General features: G+C 68.5%; 16 protein-coding genes and 1 riboswitch. Of the genes, 13 read left to right on the forward strand and 3 right to left on the reverse strand.

Translation table 11 applies throughout. The features are described from left to right. Positions 1-13 precede the first annotated feature (13 nt). From KIH07_RS23305 to KIH07_RS23330, 6 genes are all read left to right on the forward strand, one after another. The gene (locus KIH07_RS23305; protein WP_226494227.1) at positions 14-1,027 is read left to right on the forward strand and encodes a fatty acid desaturase family protein; all 1,014 of its coding nucleotides are present in this window, start codon (positions 14-16) and stop codon (positions 1,025-1,027) included. Beyond that, on the forward strand, positions 1,027-1,791 hold the full coding sequence (locus tag KIH07_RS23310; protein ID WP_226494228.1) for an SDR family NAD(P)-dependent oxidoreductase: 765 nt from the start codon (positions 1,027-1,029) through the stop codon (positions 1,789-1,791). The genes KIH07_RS23305 and KIH07_RS23310 overlap by 1 nt, the downstream gene beginning before the upstream one ends. Positions 1,792-1,912: 121 nt before the next feature. Further along, positions 1,913-2,851: a DMT family transporter gene (locus tag KIH07_RS23315; RefSeq protein WP_226494229.1), complete on the forward strand. Its 939-nt coding sequence runs from the start codon at positions 1,913-1,915 to the stop codon at positions 2,849-2,851. 14 nt (positions 2,852-2,865) lie between these two features. Beyond that, positions 2,866-3,657 carry a creatininase gene (locus tag KIH07_RS23320; protein WP_226494230.1) on the forward strand — a complete coding sequence of 264 codons (792 nt, stop codon included), beginning with the start codon at positions 2,866-2,868 and terminating at the stop codon, positions 3,655-3,657. Further along, positions 3,654-4,325 carry a cysteine hydrolase family protein gene (locus KIH07_RS23325; protein ID WP_226494231.1) on the forward strand — a complete coding sequence of 224 codons (672 nt, stop codon included), beginning with the start codon at positions 3,654-3,656 and terminating at the stop codon, positions 4,323-4,325. The genes KIH07_RS23320 and KIH07_RS23325 overlap by 4 nt, the downstream gene beginning before the upstream one ends. Further along, the gene (locus KIH07_RS23330) at positions 4,322-5,101 is read left to right on the forward strand and encodes a hypothetical protein (RefSeq protein WP_226494232.1); all 780 of its coding nucleotides are present in this window, start codon (positions 4,322-4,324) and stop codon (positions 5,099-5,101) included. The genes KIH07_RS23325 and KIH07_RS23330 overlap by 4 nt, the downstream gene beginning before the upstream one ends. A gap of 39 nt (positions 5,102-5,140) precedes the next feature. Here KIH07_RS23330 and KIH07_RS23335 read toward each other — a convergent pair whose 3' ends face one another. Further along, positions 5,141-7,429 (reverse strand): hypothetical protein, encoded by a 2,289-nt coding sequence (locus KIH07_RS23335; RefSeq protein WP_226494233.1) that lies wholly within the window; start codon positions 7,427-7,429, stop codon positions 5,141-5,143. Between the two features lie 247 nt (positions 7,430-7,676). Between KIH07_RS23335 and KIH07_RS23340 the strand changes: the two genes are divergently transcribed. Next, entirely contained in the window at positions 7,677-8,489 is an 813-nt protein-coding gene (locus KIH07_RS23340) for an MBL fold metallo-hydrolase (RefSeq protein ID WP_226494234.1), read from the forward strand. A 101-nt stretch (positions 8,490-8,590) separates the two neighbouring features. On the opposite strand, the gene KIH07_RS23345 is transcribed toward KIH07_RS23340, so the two are convergent. Beyond that, positions 8,591-9,148, reverse strand: coding sequence for a glycine zipper 2TM domain-containing protein (locus KIH07_RS23345; protein WP_226494235.1), 558 nt, complete (start codon positions 9,146-9,148; stop codon positions 8,591-8,593). Between the two features lie 111 nt (positions 9,149-9,259). After that, on the reverse strand, positions 9,260-11,536 hold the full coding sequence (gene tynA, locus KIH07_RS23350) for a primary-amine oxidase (RefSeq protein ID WP_226494236.1): 2,277 nt from the start codon (positions 11,534-11,536) through the stop codon (positions 9,260-9,262). A gap of 130 nt (positions 11,537-11,666) precedes the next feature. Here tynA and KIH07_RS23355 point away from each other — a divergent pair, with 130 nt between their 5' ends. The 6 genes from KIH07_RS23355 to KIH07_RS23380 all read left to right on the forward strand — a co-directional run bounded on the left by KIH07_RS23355 (position 11,667) and on the right by KIH07_RS23380 (position 17,144). Next, on the forward strand, positions 11,667-12,614 hold the full coding sequence (locus KIH07_RS23355; RefSeq protein ID WP_226494237.1) for a helix-turn-helix domain-containing protein: 948 nt from the start codon (positions 11,667-11,669) through the stop codon (positions 12,612-12,614). A 202-nt stretch (positions 12,615-12,816) separates the two neighbouring features. Continuing rightward, positions 12,817-13,455: a LysE family translocator gene (locus KIH07_RS23360; protein WP_226494238.1), complete on the forward strand. Its 639-nt coding sequence runs from the start codon at positions 12,817-12,819 to the stop codon at positions 13,453-13,455. Positions 13,456-13,672: 217 nt separating this feature from the next. Beyond that, positions 13,673-13,791, forward strand: a riboswitch (guanidine-I (ykkC/yxkD leader). 59 nt (positions 13,792-13,850) lie between these two features. Beyond that, positions 13,851-14,771 (forward strand): ABC transporter permease, encoded by a 921-nt coding sequence (locus KIH07_RS23365; RefSeq protein ID WP_226494239.1) that lies wholly within the window; start codon positions 13,851-13,853, stop codon positions 14,769-14,771. 4 nt (positions 14,772-14,775) lie between these two features. Then, positions 14,776-15,618, forward strand: coding sequence for an ABC transporter ATP-binding protein (locus tag KIH07_RS23370; RefSeq protein ID WP_226494240.1), 843 nt, complete (start codon positions 14,776-14,778; stop codon positions 15,616-15,618). Between the two features lie 150 nt (positions 15,619-15,768). Then, the gene (locus KIH07_RS23375) at positions 15,769-16,467 is read left to right on the forward strand and encodes an urea amidolyase associated protein UAAP1 (protein ID WP_413465812.1); all 699 of its coding nucleotides are present in this window, start codon (positions 15,769-15,771) and stop codon (positions 16,465-16,467) included. A gap of 32 nt (positions 16,468-16,499) precedes the next feature. Further along, positions 16,500-17,144: an urea amidolyase associated protein UAAP2 gene (locus tag KIH07_RS23380; protein WP_226494808.1), complete on the forward strand. Its 645-nt coding sequence runs from the start codon at positions 16,500-16,502 to the stop codon at positions 17,142-17,144. Positions 17,145-17,206 lie beyond the last annotated feature (62 nt).

The following is a 17,206-nucleotide window of genomic DNA, read 5'->3' on the forward strand; positions in this document are numbered from 1 at the left end:
TGGAGTTCCCGCCATGACACAAGCCCTTTTCCGCCACGCCGACGGCGTGTGGCCCAACACCGCTGCGCTGGCGTTCACCGTGCTCGGCTGGCCACTGGGCATCGCCTTGCTGGGCCAGAGCCACTGGACGCTCAACGCGCTGGGCGTGCTGCTGGTCGCACTCACGCTCACCTGGTCGGCCTACTTCATCCACGAGTTCGCACACCACGCCATCTTCCGCACACCGCAGGCCAACGAGCGCTGGGGCCGGTTCATGAGCTGGATCAACGGCAGCGCCTACGCCAGCTTCGCCGACCTGCGCCGCAAACACATGCGCCACCACATCGAACGCGCCGACGTCATCACCTTCGACCTGCAGGGTTTCCTGCGCGCCCACCCGCTGGTGCGGCGGGTGGTGCTGGCGCTCGAATGGCTGCACGTCCCCGCGGTGGAGTTCGTCATGCGCGGCTTCGTGATCGCGCTGCCCTTCCTGGGCGAACGCAAGAAGGCGGCGCGCGGCCGCGTGATCGGTGTCGCCGTGGTGCGGCTCACGGCCTGGGCGCTGCTGGCCTGGTGGTCGCTCAAGGCCCTGGCCCTCTACGCGCTGGCCTACCTGCTGTTCGTGCACCTGCTGCGTTTTGCCGACTGCTTCCAGCACACCTACGACGCCTACCCCATCCTCGACGACAAGCCGATCCCGCAGGACAAGCTGCGCGACCGCGCCTACGAGCAGGCCAACACCTACAGCGACGTGGTGGGCCTGGACGCCAAATGGCTCAACCTGGTCTGGCTCAACTTCGGCTTCCACAACGCGCACCACGAGCGCCCGGTCGCACCCTGGTACCAGCTGCCGCGGCTGCACCGCGAGCTCTACCCCGAGGGCAATGCCCAGGTGGTCACGGTGGGAGAGCTGCTGCGCGCCTACCACCGCCACCGCGTGACCCGCGTGCTGGCGAGCGACTACGGTGCGGTGCTGCCGCCCGGCGCACCGCACCGGGCCGATGGCTTCATCGGTGCCGTGGGTGTTTCTTTTCTGACGGCGGTTTGATGACGTCGCCGCACTACGGACTGCAGGGCAAGACGGTGCTGATCACCGGGGCCGCCACCGGCATCGGCCGCGCCACTGCGCTGCTGTTCGCGCAGGCCGGCGCACGTGTGGTGGTCAACCACCTTCGGCAAGACGCCGAAGCCGCTTCGCTGGTGCAGGCCATCGCAGCCGCAGGTGGCCAGGCCACCGCGATCAGCGCCGACGTGAGCCAGGCGGCCGAGGTGCAACGCCTGGTGGACGGTGCCCTCGCGGCCTTCGGTGCGGTCGACGTGCTCGTGAACAACGCCGGCATCATCCAGGAAAAGGCCTTCCTCGACACCACCGAAGCCGAGTGGGACCAGATGCTCGGCACCGATCTCAAGTCCGTCTTCCTGGTGTGCCGCGCGGTGCTGCCCGGCATGGTGGCGCGCGGTGGCGGCGCCATCGTCAACATCGCGTCCGACCTCGGCATCCTCGGGCGCGAGCGCTACGCCCCTTACTGCGCGGCCAAGGCTGGTGTGATCGGGCTCACACGCTCACTGGCGCGCGAGTTCGCGCCGCAGCAGATCCGCGTCAACGCCATCGCGCCCGGCCCCGTGGCCACCGCCATGGTCTCGCTCGACCACATGAGCGCCGAGTGGGTGGAGAAGGAACTCGCGATCCCGCAGCACCGGCTGGGTGACCCGGCCGAGATCGCGGCCAGCGCGCTGTTCCTCGCGTCCGACCTCTCGCGCTTCTATTGCGGCCAGGTGCTCGGCCCCAACGGCGGCTCCGTCATGACATGAGGATGGAACACCCCCCGCGCCGCTTCGCGTCACCCCCCTCAAGGGGGGCGGCACCAGAGGCCCGGCGAAGCCGGTTCCTCGGTGCCCTTGGGTGTCGCTGCTCCGGCGCCATGGAGAACCGATGACATTCCTGCCCGCCCGCCCGTCCGACCGCCTCGCCACCGGCGTGCTGCTGTTCTCGGCCTCGCTCTGGGGCCTGTCGTGGATACCCCTCAAAGGGTTCATTGCGCAGGGCCTCTCGGGCCCGCTGGTGGCGTTGATCACCTACGGTTCGGTGGGCCTGCTCGCCGTGGCGCTGCTCTGGTGCGACCGCGCCGCCTGGCGCGCGCAGTGGGGGCTGGTTCTCGCGCTGCTGCTCGTGGGTGGCTGGGCCAACACCTCGTTCGTCAACGCGCTGATGGTGGGCGACGTGGTGCGGGTGATGTTCCTGTTTTACCTCTCGCCCGTGTGGTCGGTTCTGGGCGGCTGGCTGTTCCTCAAAGAGCGCATTCCGCTCACGCGCTGGCTGGCCGTGGTCGCGGCCATCGTGGGGCTCTGGATGGTGCTCGGCGGGCCGGGTCTGGGGGATTCCGCGGCGCTGGCCCTCACCTGGGTGGACGCGCTCTCGCTCTCGGCCGGCTTCGCCTTCGCCGCCAACAACGTGATCGCGCGCGCCGCGCACCGCGTGCCCCTGCGCACCAAGACCTTCTCGGTGTTCATCGGCTGCGGTCTGCTCTCGGCGCTGGCCACCGGGCTCAGCGGCCCAGGCCTGTCCGCGGTGCTGTCGGTGATGGGGCCGCTGGTGTGGCTGGCGCTGCTGGCCTACGGCTTTGGCTGGATGCTGCTGGCCACCGTGACCTGGCAATACGGCGTGAGCCACCTGGAGAGCAGCCGCGCGGGGGTGATCCTGCTGGCCGAGCTGCTGGTCTCGGTCGGCACCGCCATCGCCTTCGGCGGCGAAAGCCTCACGCCCCTGGGCTGGGCCGGTGGCGCGCTCATCGCTGCGGCGGCCCTGGTGGAGGCGCTGGGCGGAACGCCCGCCGAAGCCCCCGTCGCACCCACCACCAAAACCACCGCCTGAACCCGGAGACCCCGATGAACAACAACACCGTGTGGATGAACCAGCTGTCCTGGCTGGACTACCAGCAGCGCATCCGCGCCGACCAGCCTCCCGTGCTGCTGCCCGTGGGCGCGCTCGAACAACACGGCCCGCACCTGCCGCTGGGCACCGACGGCCTGCTCGCCAGCGCCGTGGCCGCCGACACCGCGACGCGCGTGGGCGGGCTGGTCGCGCCCACGCTGAGCTACGGCTACAAATCGCAGCCCAAGTGCGGCGGCGGCCAACACTTCTGCGGCACCACCAGCGTGGACGCCGCCACGCTGATCGGCCAGGTGCGCGACGCGGTGCGCGAGTTCGCGCGCCACGGCCTGACCAAGCTCGTGATCGTGAACGGCCGCTACGAGAACCAGTGGTTCCTGATCGAGGGCATCGACCTCGGCCTGCGCGATGCGAAGGCCACCGACCCGGCCAACGCGCTGCAGGTGATGCGGCTGGAGTACTGGGATTTCATGACGCCACAGACCCTGGGTGACGTGTTCCCCGGCGGCTTCCCAGGCTTCGCGCTGGAGCATGCCGCCGTGCTGGAGACGTCCATGATGCTGCACCACCACCCCAGCCTGGTGCGTTTGGACCTGCTGCCCGACGACGGCCCGGCCGACTTCCCGCCCTACGACATGTACCCCAGCCGCACCGACTGGGTGCCGCCCTCGGGCGTGCTCTCGTCAGCCAAAGGCTCCGACGCCGCCAAAGGCAAACTGCTCGCCGACGAGGTGGCGCGCCGCATGGCCGAAGCCATCACCACCGGATTCACCCGCCCCGCGCCATGAACGCCCTGCCCGCCTTCGACCCCGTCAGCACCGCGCTGATCGTCATCGACATGCAGCGCGACTTCTGCAGCCCCGGCGGCTATGCGCACCAGGCCGGCATCGACATCTCGCGCATGCAGGCGGTGGTGCCGCAGGTGCAGCGCCTGCTGGCCGCAGCGCGCGCCGCCGGCCTGCGGGTGGTGCACACGCGCGAAGGGCATCTGCCCGACCTCTCGGATTGCCCGCCCGCGAAGATGGCGCGCAGCGTGGCAGCCGGCGCGCCCATCGGCAGCCCCGGCCCGCTGGGGCGCCTGCTGGTGCGCGGCGAACAGGGTCACGACTTGGTGGACGCGCTGCGCCCGCTGCCCGGCGAAGCGGTGATCGACAAGCCTGGCTACGGTGCCTTCTACCTCACCGGTCTCGACAGCCTGCTGACGCGGCAGGGTGTGCGCCAGCTCATCCTCTGCGGCGTGACCACCGAAGTCTGCGTGCACTCCACCCTGCGCGAAGCGGTGGACCGTGGCTACGTCTGCACCACCGTGGGCGACGCGACCGCCGCCAGCCAGCCCGAACTGCAGGCACCCGCGCTGGCCATGATCGGCGTCGAAGGCGGCCTCTTCGGTTCGGTGCTGGGCACCGACGAATGTGTGCAGGCGCTGCAAGCGCTGCACGTGCAAGCCTCCGCATGAACACGCCCACCCGCCCCGACGTGCCCGCCGCGTACCACGGCGTGTGGGCGCGCACCCTGCTGGAATCGCCCGAGGGCCGCGACACGACCACCTGGGTGCGCTGGCTGCAGACCGGCCTGTGGCACGGCGACCTGCGTGTGCCTGCGGAGGCTGCACGCGACACGCCCGACGGCCTGGCGCTGCAGCAAGGCTTTGGCGGCACCACCGCCATCACCCGGCCCGACCCGGCCTTGCCCGAGATCTGCACCTGGCAGCGAACGATCGACTTCCAGCCCCCGCGCAGCACACCCGACGCCGGCCACATGGTGTTCGAGACGCCGGACCGCGTGATCGAGACCGGCGTCCACGGCCGCTACCTCGAAGTGTGGGAGCGCCTGCCCGCTTCGCTCGGCCGACGCATCGCGCTCGCGCGGCTCGATGCGGGCGGCCAGCCCACCGCCGAGCGCCTGCTGGTGGCCGGCGTGTACGGCTTGCACCTGCGCCCGCGCGCTGCCGCCTGGCCGGCCGATCTGGTGCCCGACGAAACCCTGGGCGATGTGCTGCAGCGCCGCCCGGCTCAGGCCGCTGCGTTGCTGGATTTCACCATCGGCTTTGGCACGCTGGCGCACGGCGTGTGGACGGTGGAGCGCGCCACCCGGCCCGCACTGGAAGGCCAGGCCCTGCCTTGCGCGCTGCACCGGGTGGACACCGAGCACGCCCGCGTGGAACGGGGTCCGCTCGCGGGCGACTGGCAGGTGTTGGAGTGGGTGGACGACGAACGGCCAGCCCACGGGTAGGTTCACCAGATGTGCCTGGAGGTGGGCGGACCCACCCGGTCAACGGCCTCGCTTGGCGGGCTTGCTCGGGGGTGGCGTGTCCTGGTCGGGATCGAAGGTGGTGAACGCCGCGCTCGCTTCGCCCTTGCTGCGGCCGTCGGTGACGACCACCCTGGCTTCGTGCCGCCCGGGCTTCGGTGCGCGGATCCACAGCTCGCGCCCGCGCCCCACCGTTTTGCCGTCCAGCTGCCACTCGAAGGCCTCGCCCTCGATGCGCTCGCCCGAGCTGCTCATCGCGTTGGCCCACAGGCGCATCGGCGTGGCGGTTTCGATGAGCGCGCCGGCACTGGGGTACATCACGGCCACGTTGGGCGCGCGCACAGCGATCTCCACCGCGTCCGAGGTGCGCACCGCCGTGTCAAAGCCGTCGTGCGCGAGCACCCGGAACTGCAGCTTGCCGCTCGGCAGCGCGTCGGCCGGGATCAGCGCCTTGCCATCGGTGATGCCGACCGCACAGCCGTTCCACGAACGCCCGCCGTCTTTGCTGAACTGCACCGAGCAGCTCACCGCACCCTCGGCGCCCGCGCCGTCGAGCTTCCAGGCCAGGGCCACACCGCGTGCGCCGGGTTTCACAGCGATCTCACCGAGCTTGACCGCCCGCCCGGCCGCCTTGCGTTCCCAGGCCACGGTGAGCGGGCGCTTCAACCGGCCCTCGGCATCGTCCAGCGCGCCGACGTGCACGATGCGCAGCACCGCGCCACGGCCCACGTTGGGGATCATGGCCTGGAAGCCGAACACCGGCGGCTCCCCGTCGCCGCAGCCGCCGCCGCACCCACAGCCACCGCTGCCATGGGCGTCGGCGGGGATGCGCATCACCGGCGCGCTCGCCAGCACATCGCCGTTGGCGCCGACCAGCTCGGCCACCATCTTCGTGGGCACGCCGGTGGCGACGGTGGACTGGGCGTCCACACGCATCACGTGCTGCATGGTGATCGAGGCGTCGCGCTCGAAGGTGCCGATCAGGGTGATGACGGGTCGCATGCGCAGGTCCTCGATGCGGTTTTTCCAGTGTTCCCAGGGCTCCGGGGCCGGGTCGGGGATGTACTCCCAGGGCCACAACCACGGATCGTAGAGCTCCGGAATGCGAAAGCGGGGGTTGGTCGTGGTCGGGGCGAAGATCGCATTGTCGATCAGCACCTGGTGCGTGAAGATCGACGTCCACCGCGGGCCGCAGTAGGACATGAAGTCTTTCTGGCTGGGCTGGTGGAGCGTGCCGTCGTTGATGTCCAGCCCGTATTCACCGATGGACGCCGTGGGGGTGCCGGCCGGGTCGTAGGGTTCGTAGGCCGGGTAGGCGGCGTTGCCCGGCGTGCCGCAGGGCGCGTGGGGCAGGCCCGCGAAATGCCCGAGTTCGTGCGCCATCGTCACGCCATTGCCGACCCCGCCCGAGGTCACACCGTTGCTCGCGCATCCGATCACCGGCCCCATGGGCACGCCGTTGGGCAGCAGGCCGTAGTACACGACGTCGGTGCGGTTGCCGTCGTTGGCCTTGGCCGCCGCGAGCTGGCCGTTGAGCGTGATCCAGCCCGCCGAGCAGCCACCCGGATTCGGCGGGGCGCCGGTGAGCGGCACCGTCAGGGTCACGGTGCCGGCGCTGGAAAACACGCCCTCGGCCTGCACGGGGAACACGGTGTGCGACCAGGCCGCGGTGGTCTGCAGCTCGCCCACCGTGGGCGCGGCGATGTTGAGCGTGCCGTTGCCGGCCGCGTTGGGGCCGTTGTAGGCCACCATCAGGCCACGCACGCGCAAGGTCTGCAGCAGGGTGACATCGGCCTCCACCGTTTCACTGTCCACGATGGCCGCGGTGGCGTCGTCGGCGCGCCAGATGTTGGCCTTGAAGGCCATCCGGCCCACCATGTCGTCCGCGGGCACGATGAAGTTGAGCGTGGCGGTCATGGTGCCGCGTTCGGTGGCGTAGTCGGGCAGCGTTTGCGCCGCCACCGTGCCGGGTGTCTGGGGTGTCAGCGTGCCCACGTCCACCCACAGGGGCAACCACCGGTTGCGCCGCGCGCTGATCTGCAGATTGCCGGTCAGGTTCACCGCCCCGCCCCAGCCCGCGCGCACATACACCCGCACCCAGGCGGTCTTGTAGGCCACCAGCCGCAGGGAATTGTTGGGGCCCCTGTCGGCGGGGTCGGTCAGGTGGCGCGATGCACGGAAGTACTGGATACATTGCGTCACTTCAATGCCCAGAATGTGCGGGCCGATGAAGTAATGCTCACGCAGCTTCAAGGCCCATGCGTCGGACAATGCGGCCTTGTCGATGGCGCTGGAAATGTCGATGCCCATGGTGAACTCCTGAAAGTGGCGACATGCCGTGGAGCAGCCATGCTAGGCAGGCGGGTGCGAGCGCACATCAACAAAGGGAGGGAACGTTTCCTCCATGCGATGGAGGTATGACCCACCGTGACGTCGCGCGCGACGCCACCCAGATGCGCCGGGCATGGCGCACAACTTGCATCGGAGAACGCATGAATTTCGACCACGCCCACCCAGGTGCACGAGACGAGAGCCCGCGCTGCGGGCTGCCGCTGTGATGCCAGCCACCACCCCACTGCCCACAGCCCCGGGCGACTGGTTCACCTTTCGCAGCCTCGGCGAAGGCATCACCCTCATCACCGAACCGCACGTCATCCCCTTGCTCCGCTGCAACATCTGGCACATCCGCGGACGCGGGCTCGACCTCATGGTCGACACCGGTCTGGGCGTCAGCAGCCTGCACGCCGCCTCGCGCCACCTGTTCGGCCAGCGCGTGGCCGCGCTCGCCACGCACGTGCACCTGGACCACGTGGGCGGCCACCACGAGTTCGAAGAATGCTGGTGCCACCGCCTCGAAGCCGACGCACTTGCCCACGCCGACCCCGACGGCACGCTGGCCGACCTTGACCTCAACGAAGTCAACATCGAAGTGCCCGGCTACACCACCGGCGGCCCCGCGCTCACCGCCCTGCCCACGCCCGACTACGACCTCTCGGCCTGGGAAGTCCGGCAAGCCACCGTCACGCGCCGGCTCGACGAAGGCGACGTCATCGACCTCGGCAACCGCCACTTCGAGGTGCTGCACCTGCCCGGCCACTCGCCCGGCAGCATCGGACTCTGGGAAGCGAAAACCGCCACGCTGTTTTCCGGCGACGCCATCTACGACGGCCCGCTCATCGACGACCTGCACCACTCTGACCGCGTGGCCTACGCGCGCACCATGGAGCGCCTGCTGGCACTGCCCGTGAGCGTGGTGCACGCGGGACACGACCCGAGCTTCGGGCGGGCGCGGCTGCGCGAGCTGGTGCGGGCATATCTGGACCGGAACGACGCGGGCTTAGGCCTGCGAAAGGCTTCTGTCTGGCGCTGAAGTCGTTCAGCAATACGCCTTGCGCTGCAGGTCGGCATCCATCAAAAAGCCGGCATAGATGATTAGTCAATCGTCAAAAAATGACATCTATGCATGTTTTCCTAAACTGCCGAACGCATCTCGGGCGGCGGTGTGACCACCACCTGGCCGTCCTTCACCGGCAGCGTGGCGCCCGGTTGGAAGGAGGTGCGCACCTGGGCGTCCTGGCCGTTGAGCCGGTAGGTCACGTCGTACCCGACCAGCTTCTGCGACTTGAGCTTCACCGTCCTGCAGCGGCGCTCCGTCGTCGTGACCACGTCGTTCTGCTGCATGTTCTTTTGCACTTGGTTACCCGCATAACCGCCGGCCACCGCCCCGGCCACGGTTGCCAGCTTCTTGCCGTTGCCGCCGCCGATGTTGCTGCCCAGCAGCCCACCCGCCACGCCACCGATCAACGTGCCCGCGACGCGGTGCTCGTCCTTCACCGGCGCCTGCCGCCGCGCCTGCACGTTCTCGCAGCGCTCCCGTGGCGTCACCACGGTCTCCGTCACTTCCTTCACCGCGACCACGTCGGCAAACTTCGGCTGGTTCAAGGTCTTGTACCCGGTCACAGCGCTGGCCCCCAGCACCACCATGGCCAACCCGCCCACGGCGATGCCCTTCATCATTGACTTGTCCATATCAACACTCCTTCTTGTGTGGAGGGGAATGTAGGTTGGCTGTGTCAACGCATGATGACCAATGGTTTCCAAATGCTGCAAGGGCCTGTCGGGTGGTTGCGTGGAAGGCGCTTACTTCGCGGGCTTCGCTGGCTGCACCAGCCCCAGCGTGGGCGTCTCGTTGAAGAAGTTCCAGGGCTTGAGCAGCACGTTCACCCACTCCGTCGGCATGATCGGCCATTCCTCGGCCCGCGCCACGTGGGTGGTGCCGGTGGTGAGCCAGACCACGTTGTCGGTGTTCACGATGGGCTGGTCGTCGGCGCTGAACTGGCCCAGGCCGGTGTCCTTGTTCGAACGGTTCGGGAACCTCCCTTCGGGGAAGCGCTCGTCCGTGTGGTAACGCGTGACCCAGATCTGCTTGTCCATGAAGTTCAGGCGGTTGTAGATCCACTCGTCCTTGCCGAAGTTGGCGCCCTTGGCCACCGGGTGCGTGCCACCGGCGTAGGGGATCAGCTGGTACGACACCGGGTTGCCCACCTTGTTGGTCTTGCCGCCGTTGCTCAGCAGGCGGATGGTGGCGGGGTCGAACTTCTGCGCCGCCTGCTTCTCGGTCGCCACCGTGCGCATCGTCGTCTGCATGGTGCTGGTGCGCGGGCCGCCGGCCGTGTTGGGCAGCACCACCGGGTCCATCTCGGTCAGCGAGTTGGCCTCGCCGTCCACGTCCATGTCGAGGCGGAAGTTGTAGATGTGCTGGTGCGTGGTGCCGACGATGTGGTGGTCCAGCAGCGTGCCGTACTTCGTGTCGTCGGCGGCGCTCGCGTCCTGCATGGTGCGCGCCTTCACGCCCTTGACCGCCTCGATGCCGGTGGCGCCCGCGTTGATGCCGATGGTGCCGTTCTCGGCGAACACCCAGTCGAACATGTAGTCGTAGTTGCCCACCGTGCTGATCCAGCGCACCACGAGTTCGCGGCGCTCGGTGCTCACGTTGGGCTTGCCCATTTCCTGGTGCTTGTACTCGGGGCCGGCGTAGCGCTCGAACACCGCGATCGCGTTGGGGATCGTCATCGGCGCGCCGGTGAAGTCGGCGATGGTGGCGTCCAGATACACCGCGTTCTGCGGCGCGTCCTTGCCCGGCTCGATGCTCGAGGTCAGCGTGCCCATGCCGTACTCGCCCGAGTCCAGGTAGGCCTTGAAGTACCAGCCCACGTCCGGGTCGCCGTAGGGCACGATCATGCCGCCCAGCGTGCCCTCGTACATCACCTTGCGTTTGCTGCCCTTGTCGTTGTAGGTCACGGTCGAGAGCGTGAGGCCGGTGCGCGAGTTCAGGCCGATGTGGAAATCCCAGCTGCGCCAGCTCAGCGTGTTGCCGCTGATGGTGTAGTTCTTGCCCTCGGGCTCGGTGATGTGCAGCGGCTTGCGCGGCGCGCTGGTCTGCCCGGCGCTGCCGTCGTAAGGCGTGGGCTTCATGGGCACCGGGACCACACCCGCGTCTTCGATCTGGATGACCTGCTTTTTCTCCAGGTCCACCACCGCCACCAGGTTCTCGATCGGGTGCGCCCAGTAGTTGTTGTCGCCCACGTCCAGGTAGCTCACCACCTTGAGCAAGCGCGCTTCCTGTTTCAGCCCGTCCTTGCCGTCGAAGTAACCCACGGTCAGCGGCGTGGCCACCACCTTTTTCACGTCGTTGATGCCGCGCAGCGCCAGCGCCTTCGCGTACTCCGGGCTGCCCTCGATGGCGGCCTGCACCGCGCCGAAATCGTCGATCAGCACCATGCCGTGCGCGCCGGGCACCGGCTGCCACTGCGTGAGCCGCTTCGTGGCCAGGTCCACCGTGCCCTCGATCAGCTTGCGGCCGTCGAGGATGACGAACGCCGCCTGGCGGGGCGCCTGCACCGGTGTGCCCTCCAGCGCGTGCGCCCACACCTGGTCTTTCGGCGGCGCCTTGAGCACGATCTCGGTGAAGCGGTGGCCGGGCTTGAACTGGCCCGAGGCCTTCAGAACCTCCAGTGTGGCCTGGATCTCGTCCGCGGTCAGCGGGTTCAGCGGGTTGGGCTTGCGCTCGACCACGAAGGTCTTGTCCAGGCCCGACTGGAACACCTGCTGGAAAAAGTCGGCCGCCACATACGCCCTGCCCTTGCGCAGCACCACCGGCACGGCCAGCCGCAGCGGCGCGCCGTTCACCTGCGCCGTCTTCGCGCCCGGCTTCACACGCACCAGCGTGCTGTTGCGCGCGAGCGTGAACACCCGGGCATAGCTGTCCCACTGTACGGTGGCTTTGAAGTCTTTGGCGGCCTTTTTCAGCGGCACCATCTTGGCGGCAGCGCCGTGCGCCAGCGCCAGGGGCGACCACAGCGCGGCGACGGCCAGGGCGACGGCACTCAGTGCCAGGGGGAGGGAGCGGGTGGGCATGGTGGGGTTCCTCGTGAAGCGGGTTCGGACAAGGCCCGCACCTTAGGGTTCGCCGACACCGAGGGGTTATCCGTATTTGGCAAATCTGCGCCGGCCCCAACAATGGCGCACAACTTGCATCGCGGCCGGCATGAACTTCGATCATTCCCACAAACGTGCACGCGACGCCGGCGAGCAGGCCGCCAGCCTGCCCGACTGGGACCAGCGCTACGAGCAGCTGTCGGCCGGACGCTTCGAAGGCGAGGTGGACGAACTGCGCGTGGGCCCGGTGCAGGTGTTTGCCGAGCGCGCCAACCAGACCGTCATGCAGGCGGGCCGCGTCTGCGCCGATCGCGTCTCCGTCGCCCTCGTGCGCGCCGGGCGATCGCCCGGCTGGTTCGGTGGCCACCGCCTGCAGGGCGAACAACTCATCGGCGTGTCGTCCCAAGGCGAGTTCGATCTCGTGGCCAGCGCCGACACGCAGATCCTCGCGCTCTCGGTCGACCAGGCGGCCCTGCGCGAGCTGGTGGCGCAGGTGGACGGCCACGGGGCGGAGCTGCCCCCGGTGCCCCTGTTGCTCAAGCCCACGAGCGCGGCCTGCGTCGAATACGGCCGGCTGCTCAACGCCGCCCTGCGGCTCGCGCAAACCCCGAGCGACCTCAGCGCCCACCCCGCCGCGCGCCGCATGCTCGCACTCTCGCTCTGCGACGCCCTGCTCGCCAACCTGCGCTCGGGCGAGCCGGCGGGCGCGCTGCCCGCTTCGGCCACCAGCCGCCGCCGCATCGTCGCCCGCGCCCGGCAGTACATGCAGGCCCACGCCCACGAAGTGATCGCCGTGCCCGACCTCTGCCAGGCCATCGGCACCTCGCGCCGCGCGCTGCAGTACGCGTTTGAAGAAGTGATGCAGATCAGCCCCGTGACCTACCTGCGCGCCATGCGCCTCAACCAGGTGCGCAGCGAACTGCGCCAGAACCGGGCAGCGCCCGTGGGCGACATCGCGGCGCGCTGGGGCTTCTGGCACCCCTCGCGCTTCGCGAGCGACTACAAGGCCCTGTTCGGCGAACTGCCGTCGGCCACGCGGGGGACGGTGGCGGCCTGAGGCTCAGCGACGGGTGTCCGATCACGCGATGGAGTTCGCACCGGAGATTTGGAAATCGATGCCTGGTGCCGACCCAAGCGGACCTTGCAACCCGTGCCTGCAAGGCGCGGGGCACCGCCTCTCCATGCCGACATCCGGCAAGGGGTTCTTTGCAAGCGGCGATGGAGTCGCGATACTCGCCGCCTCAACATCTGGAGTCCGTATGCTTCCCGACCCTCCTTTGCTCCTGGCTTTTGTTGGTGCCAGCCTTGTGTTGGCCATCACCCCCGGACCCGCCGTCGTCTATATCGTGGCCCGCACTTTGGCGCAGGGCCGCGCATGGGGGCTTGCGTCCGTGCTGGGCGTCGCGCTGGGCAATTTCTCCAATGCCTTGGGTGCGGCGCTCGGACTGGCCGCCTTGTTCGCGGTGTCATCGGCCGCTTTCACCGCGGTGAAATGGGCCGGCGCCGCCTACCTCGTGTACCTCGGCATCCGGATGTGGCGGGCGGCGTCGCCTGTCGCCGATGCCAAGCCGCAGGCGCCGGCGCAGCCCTTGCGGCACGTCTTTCGCGATGGCTTTGTGGTGGCGCTGCTGAACCCCAAAACCACCATGTTCTTCGCCGCCTTTCTGCCGCAGTTCATGGACGCTCACGGCAACCCGCTGATGCAGACCCTGGCGCTCGGCGGAGTTTTCGTGGGTATCGCTTGCTGCACCGACATCATCTACGTGCTCACGGCAAGTCTCGTCGCACCGCGCCTGCGTCGGGCTGCGTCGCACGGCCTCTGGGGCAACCGGCTCGCGGGAACATCATTCATCGGCTTGGGTGTGCTCACGGCCATGGGCACGCGCCCCGAGCGCTGACGCTCACGCTCATCCGCGCCGGACAGCGGCTGCTGGCACCTGAACCGAAGCGCATGCTCGGGCAGCCGCTGTATCCCTTTGGGGCACGAGCCTTCAACCAAGCCACCGCACACACCAACCTGGTGCATCCACACCACCCCGCACCCCATGCCCATCTGGCACCCTACTTGCTAACACCCTGAACCAGAGAGGCGCCGTGCCACCGCACGCCGCTTGCCTTGAAGACCGCTAGGGTTCCGGGCTCAGACCACTTCGCCGATGAAGTCTGAGCCGTCTGGTCCGAGAGCGGTCGGCCACGATCGTGTGGCTCCACGGAGGGACAAAAGCCCGGGAGACGCTTCGCTGCTTGCGCACGAGCCTCTCTCGCCGTTTGTCCCTTTCGCCAGGAGCCCCGCATGTCCCAGCTTCCTCCCTTTGCGCCGTCCCTTGCCGGGTCGGCCGCCGCATTGCCAAAGGCCCCAGCCTCGGCAGCGACAGCGGTGCCGGCGCCCGCGCCCGCCTCTGCACCAGCGCCCAGGCCGCGGCGCAACGGCTTCTGGACGGTGCGCACCGGCATTTCGCGCCGTGCCTACTGGGGGTTGGCGCTCACCGGCCTGATCACCCCGCTGCTGATGTGGGCCGCGCTGGCCGCCTGGGGCGGCATGGACCCGACCTTCATGCCCTCGCCGCTGGCCGTGTTGTCCAAGACCTGGGACTGGGCGCTGGAGAACAACCTGCTCGAAGACATGGGCATCAGCGTCTACCGTGTGGTGGCGGGCTTCGTGCTCTCGGCGGTGATCGCGCTGCCGCTGGGCCTGCTGATCGGCTCGTTCCGCTCGGTGCAGGCGCTGCTGGAGCCGCTGACCGATTTGATCCGCTACATGCCGGCGGTGGCCTTCATTCCGCTGGTGATGCTGTGGGTGGGCATCGACGAGGGCTCGAAGATTTCCATCATCTTCATCGGCACCTTTTTCCAGATGGTGCTGATGGTGGCGGAAGACGTGCGCCGCGTGCCGGCCGCGCAGGTGGAGGCGGCGCAGACCATGGGTGCGAGCCGTTGGGAGCTGGTGGAAAAGGTGATCCTGCCGAGCGCCAAGCCGGCGCTGCTCGACACGCTGCGCATCACCATGGGCTGGGCCTGGACGTATCTGGTTGTCGCCGAACTGGTGGCCGCGAACTCGGGCCTGGGCTACGCCATCCTGCGCGCGCAGCGCTTCCTGCAGACCGACACCATCTTCGCCGGGATCATCGTCATCGGCCTCATCGGGCTGGTGACGGACCAGCTGTTCCGCTGGGCGCACCGCCGCGCCTTCCCCTGGCTGTATCTGAAAGGCTGATGCGATGAACACCCTTCCCAAAGTTTCCATCCGCGGCCTCACCAAACACTTCGACGGCGCGCCCACCCACGCGCTGGAGAACGTGGACCTGGACATCGGCGCCAACGAGTTCGTCACCTTCGTGGGCGCCTCAGGCTGCGGCAAGAGCACGCTGCTGCGCACCATCGGCGGGCTCGAAACACAGACCAGCGGCGAGCTGCTGGTGGACAACCGGCCGGTCACCGGCCCGGGCATCGACCGCGCCATGGTGTTCCAACACTACAGCCTGTACCCGTGGATGACGGTGTGCCAGAACATCAAGTTCTGCCGCCAGCTGCACGCCCACACCAAAGACCGCACCTCGGCCGACGTGGAGGCGGCCGACGGCCGGGCCGACGCGCTGCTGCGCCTGATGGGCCTGGAAGCCTCGGCGGGCGCCTGGCCCAACCAGCTGTCGGGCGGCATGCAGCAGCGAGTGGCGATCGCGCGCGCGCTCATGGGCCGGCCCGACATCGTGCTGATGGACGAGCCCTTCGGCGCGCTGGACGCGCAGACGCGCGAGGTGATGCACGACCTGATCCGCTACGTGCACCGGCTGGAGAAAGCCACCATCGTCTTCGTGACACACGATGTGGAGGAAGCGCTCTACCTCGGCAGCCGCGTGGTGCTGATGGCGCCGCGCCCGGGCCGCATCGACACCATCTACGAGGTGCCCTTTGGCGACCAGCGCACGCAGGACCTCAAGTTCGCGCCGGAGTTCGTGCGCCTCAAACGCGACATCCTGGAACGCATCCGCGAGACCTCGGGCATGAAGACCGATCTGGAACAGCTGCAGCGCCTGAGCGGCGCGGTGACTGAAGCCGCCTGAACCCTGGAGACACCCATGAACCTCAATGACATCCCCGATCCGCTGACCACCGTCTTGCCCAACCCGCCGCAGGCCGCGCCGGTGGACGCACCCGCCTTCTGGCAACGTTTCCCCGCGCCCGCGCTGGCCGGCGTGGACACCAACCAAGTGATGTGGAGCGAGGTGCTGCCCGGCGGCAGCCACTGGAGCTGGCGCATGCCACGCGGCAGCGGAATCCGCTTCGTGGCGCTGGACGCGGGCGCCAACCTGAGCCTGGTGCTGTATTCCGCGCTGGAAAAGCTGGAGCGCTACAACATGCCCGACAGCCTGAAGGCGCAGCACACCGCGCACTACACCCGCGGCCATGTGCTCATGAGCGACATGGGCCGCAGCATGGCCAGCATCACGGCCGACAGCCTGGGCTGGCACGACCCGATGGGCGCCCTGCTCGACAACGAACTGATGGCCACCAAGTACGGCGAGCAGCGCTACGAACAGGCGCGCGACGCGATGTACCGATCGGGCAAGGACGGCCTGCTGATCGAGATCGGCAAACACGGTCTGACGCGGCGCGACCTGATCGCGCCGGTGAACCTGTTCAGCAAGGTGAGCGTGGATGCGCAGGGCCGCTTCGGGTTTGCAGAAAACCACGCGAAGGCGGGCGATTTTGTGGAGCTGCGCTTTGACATGGACGTGATCCTGGCCGTGTCCAGCGCGCCGCACGCGCTGGACCCAGCGCCCGTGTACGCGCCCAAGAAAGTGGGCCTGCTGGCCTGGCGCTGTGGCGCGGCGTCGGCCGACGACTTCTGCCGCGCATTCCGCCCGGAAAACGCGCGTGCCCTGCACAACAGCGACATGTTGTACCTGTGAGGAGAGATCAGATGACCACCACCGCCACCGACATCCGCATCCTCGAAAGCCAGCTGGACCCAGCCCACGCCGTGCTGAACCAGCGCCACCCGGCCGGCGAGCCCATCCTGTTCGCCGTCAACAAAGGCCAGACCCTGCGCATCGTGGACCTCGAAGGCAACCAGGCCGCCGACGTGATCTTCTACAACCGCGACGACCTGGCCGAGCACTACAGCGCGACCGACACCATGGTCCACCAGGGCGGCATCTACCTCACCACCGGCTCCGTGATCCGCAGCAACGACGGCCGGCCCATGCTCACCATCGTGGCCGACACCTGCGGCCGCCACGACACGCTCGGCGGCGCCTGCGCGGCCGAGAGCAACACCGTGCGCTACGCGTTGCAGAAGAAATACATGCACAGCTGCCGCGACAACTATTTGATCGCCCTGCAGCGCGCCGACATGGGCCTCACCAAACGCGACCTGGTGCCCAACATCAACTTATTCATGAACGTGCCGGTAACGGAAGGCGGCGACCTGAAGTTCGACGACGGCGTGTCCGGCCCGGGCAAGTACGTGGAGATGCGCGCCGAGATGGACGTGTGGGTGTTGATCAGCAACTGCCCGCAGCTGAACAACCCCTGCAACGCATACAACCCGACGCCGATTCAGCTCCTTGTATGGAATCCGGCTTGACCCTGATCTGAACCGTTGCTGCGGGACGGCCCGCAGCAACACAACCCCTCCGCAGGACGGCC

Origin of the sequence: Hydrogenophaga taeniospiralis (assembly GCF_020510445.1) — a bacterium.
Classification (GTDB): domain Bacteria; phylum Pseudomonadota; class Gammaproteobacteria; order Burkholderiales; family Burkholderiaceae_C; genus Hydrogenophaga.

Bases quoted from the DNA above. Each gene is read 5' to 3' on its own strand.
- KIH07_RS23355 (WP_226494237.1), top strand. From the start codon at position 11,667: ATGAACTTCGATCATTCCCACAAACGTGCACGCGACGCCGGCGAGCAG.
- KIH07_RS23320 (WP_226494230.1), top strand. From the start codon at position 2,866: ATGAACAACAACACCGTGTGGATGAACCAGCTGTCCTGGCTGGACTAC.
- KIH07_RS23315 (WP_226494229.1), top strand. From the start codon at position 1,913: ATGACATTCCTGCCCGCCCGCCCGTCCGACCGCCTCGCCACCGGCGTG.
- KIH07_RS23335 (WP_226494233.1), bottom strand. From the start codon at position 7,429: ATGGGCATCGACATTTCCAGCGCCATCGACAAGGCCGCATTGTCCGAC.
- KIH07_RS23325 (WP_226494231.1), top strand. From the start codon at position 3,654: ATGAACGCCCTGCCCGCCTTCGACCCCGTCAGCACCGCGCTGATCGTC.
- KIH07_RS23370 (WP_226494240.1), top strand. From the start codon at position 14,776: ATGAACACCCTTCCCAAAGTTTCCATCCGCGGCCTCACCAAACACTTC.
- KIH07_RS23375 (WP_413465812.1), top strand. From the start codon at position 15,769: ATGTGGAGCGAGGTGCTGCCCGGCGGCAGCCACTGGAGCTGGCGCATG.
- KIH07_RS23310 (WP_226494228.1), top strand. From the start codon at position 1,027: ATGACGTCGCCGCACTACGGACTGCAGGGCAAGACGGTGCTGATCACC.
- KIH07_RS23330 (WP_226494232.1), top strand. From the start codon at position 4,322: ATGAACACGCCCACCCGCCCCGACGTGCCCGCCGCGTACCACGGCGTG.
- KIH07_RS23365 (WP_226494239.1), top strand. From the start codon at position 13,851: ATGTCCCAGCTTCCTCCCTTTGCGCCGTCCCTTGCCGGGTCGGCCGCC.
- tynA (WP_226494236.1), bottom strand. From the start codon at position 11,536: ATGCCCACCCGCTCCCTCCCCCTGGCACTGAGTGCCGTCGCCCTGGCC.
- KIH07_RS23340 (WP_226494234.1), top strand. From the start codon at position 7,677: ATGCCAGCCACCACCCCACTGCCCACAGCCCCGGGCGACTGGTTCACC.
- KIH07_RS23360 (WP_226494238.1), top strand. From the start codon at position 12,817: ATGCTTCCCGACCCTCCTTTGCTCCTGGCTTTTGTTGGTGCCAGCCTT.
- KIH07_RS23345 (WP_226494235.1), bottom strand. From the start codon at position 9,148: ATGGACAAGTCAATGATGAAGGGCATCGCCGTGGGCGGGTTGGCCATG.
- KIH07_RS23305 (WP_226494227.1), top strand. From the start codon at position 14: ATGACACAAGCCCTTTTCCGCCACGCCGACGGCGTGTGGCCCAACACC.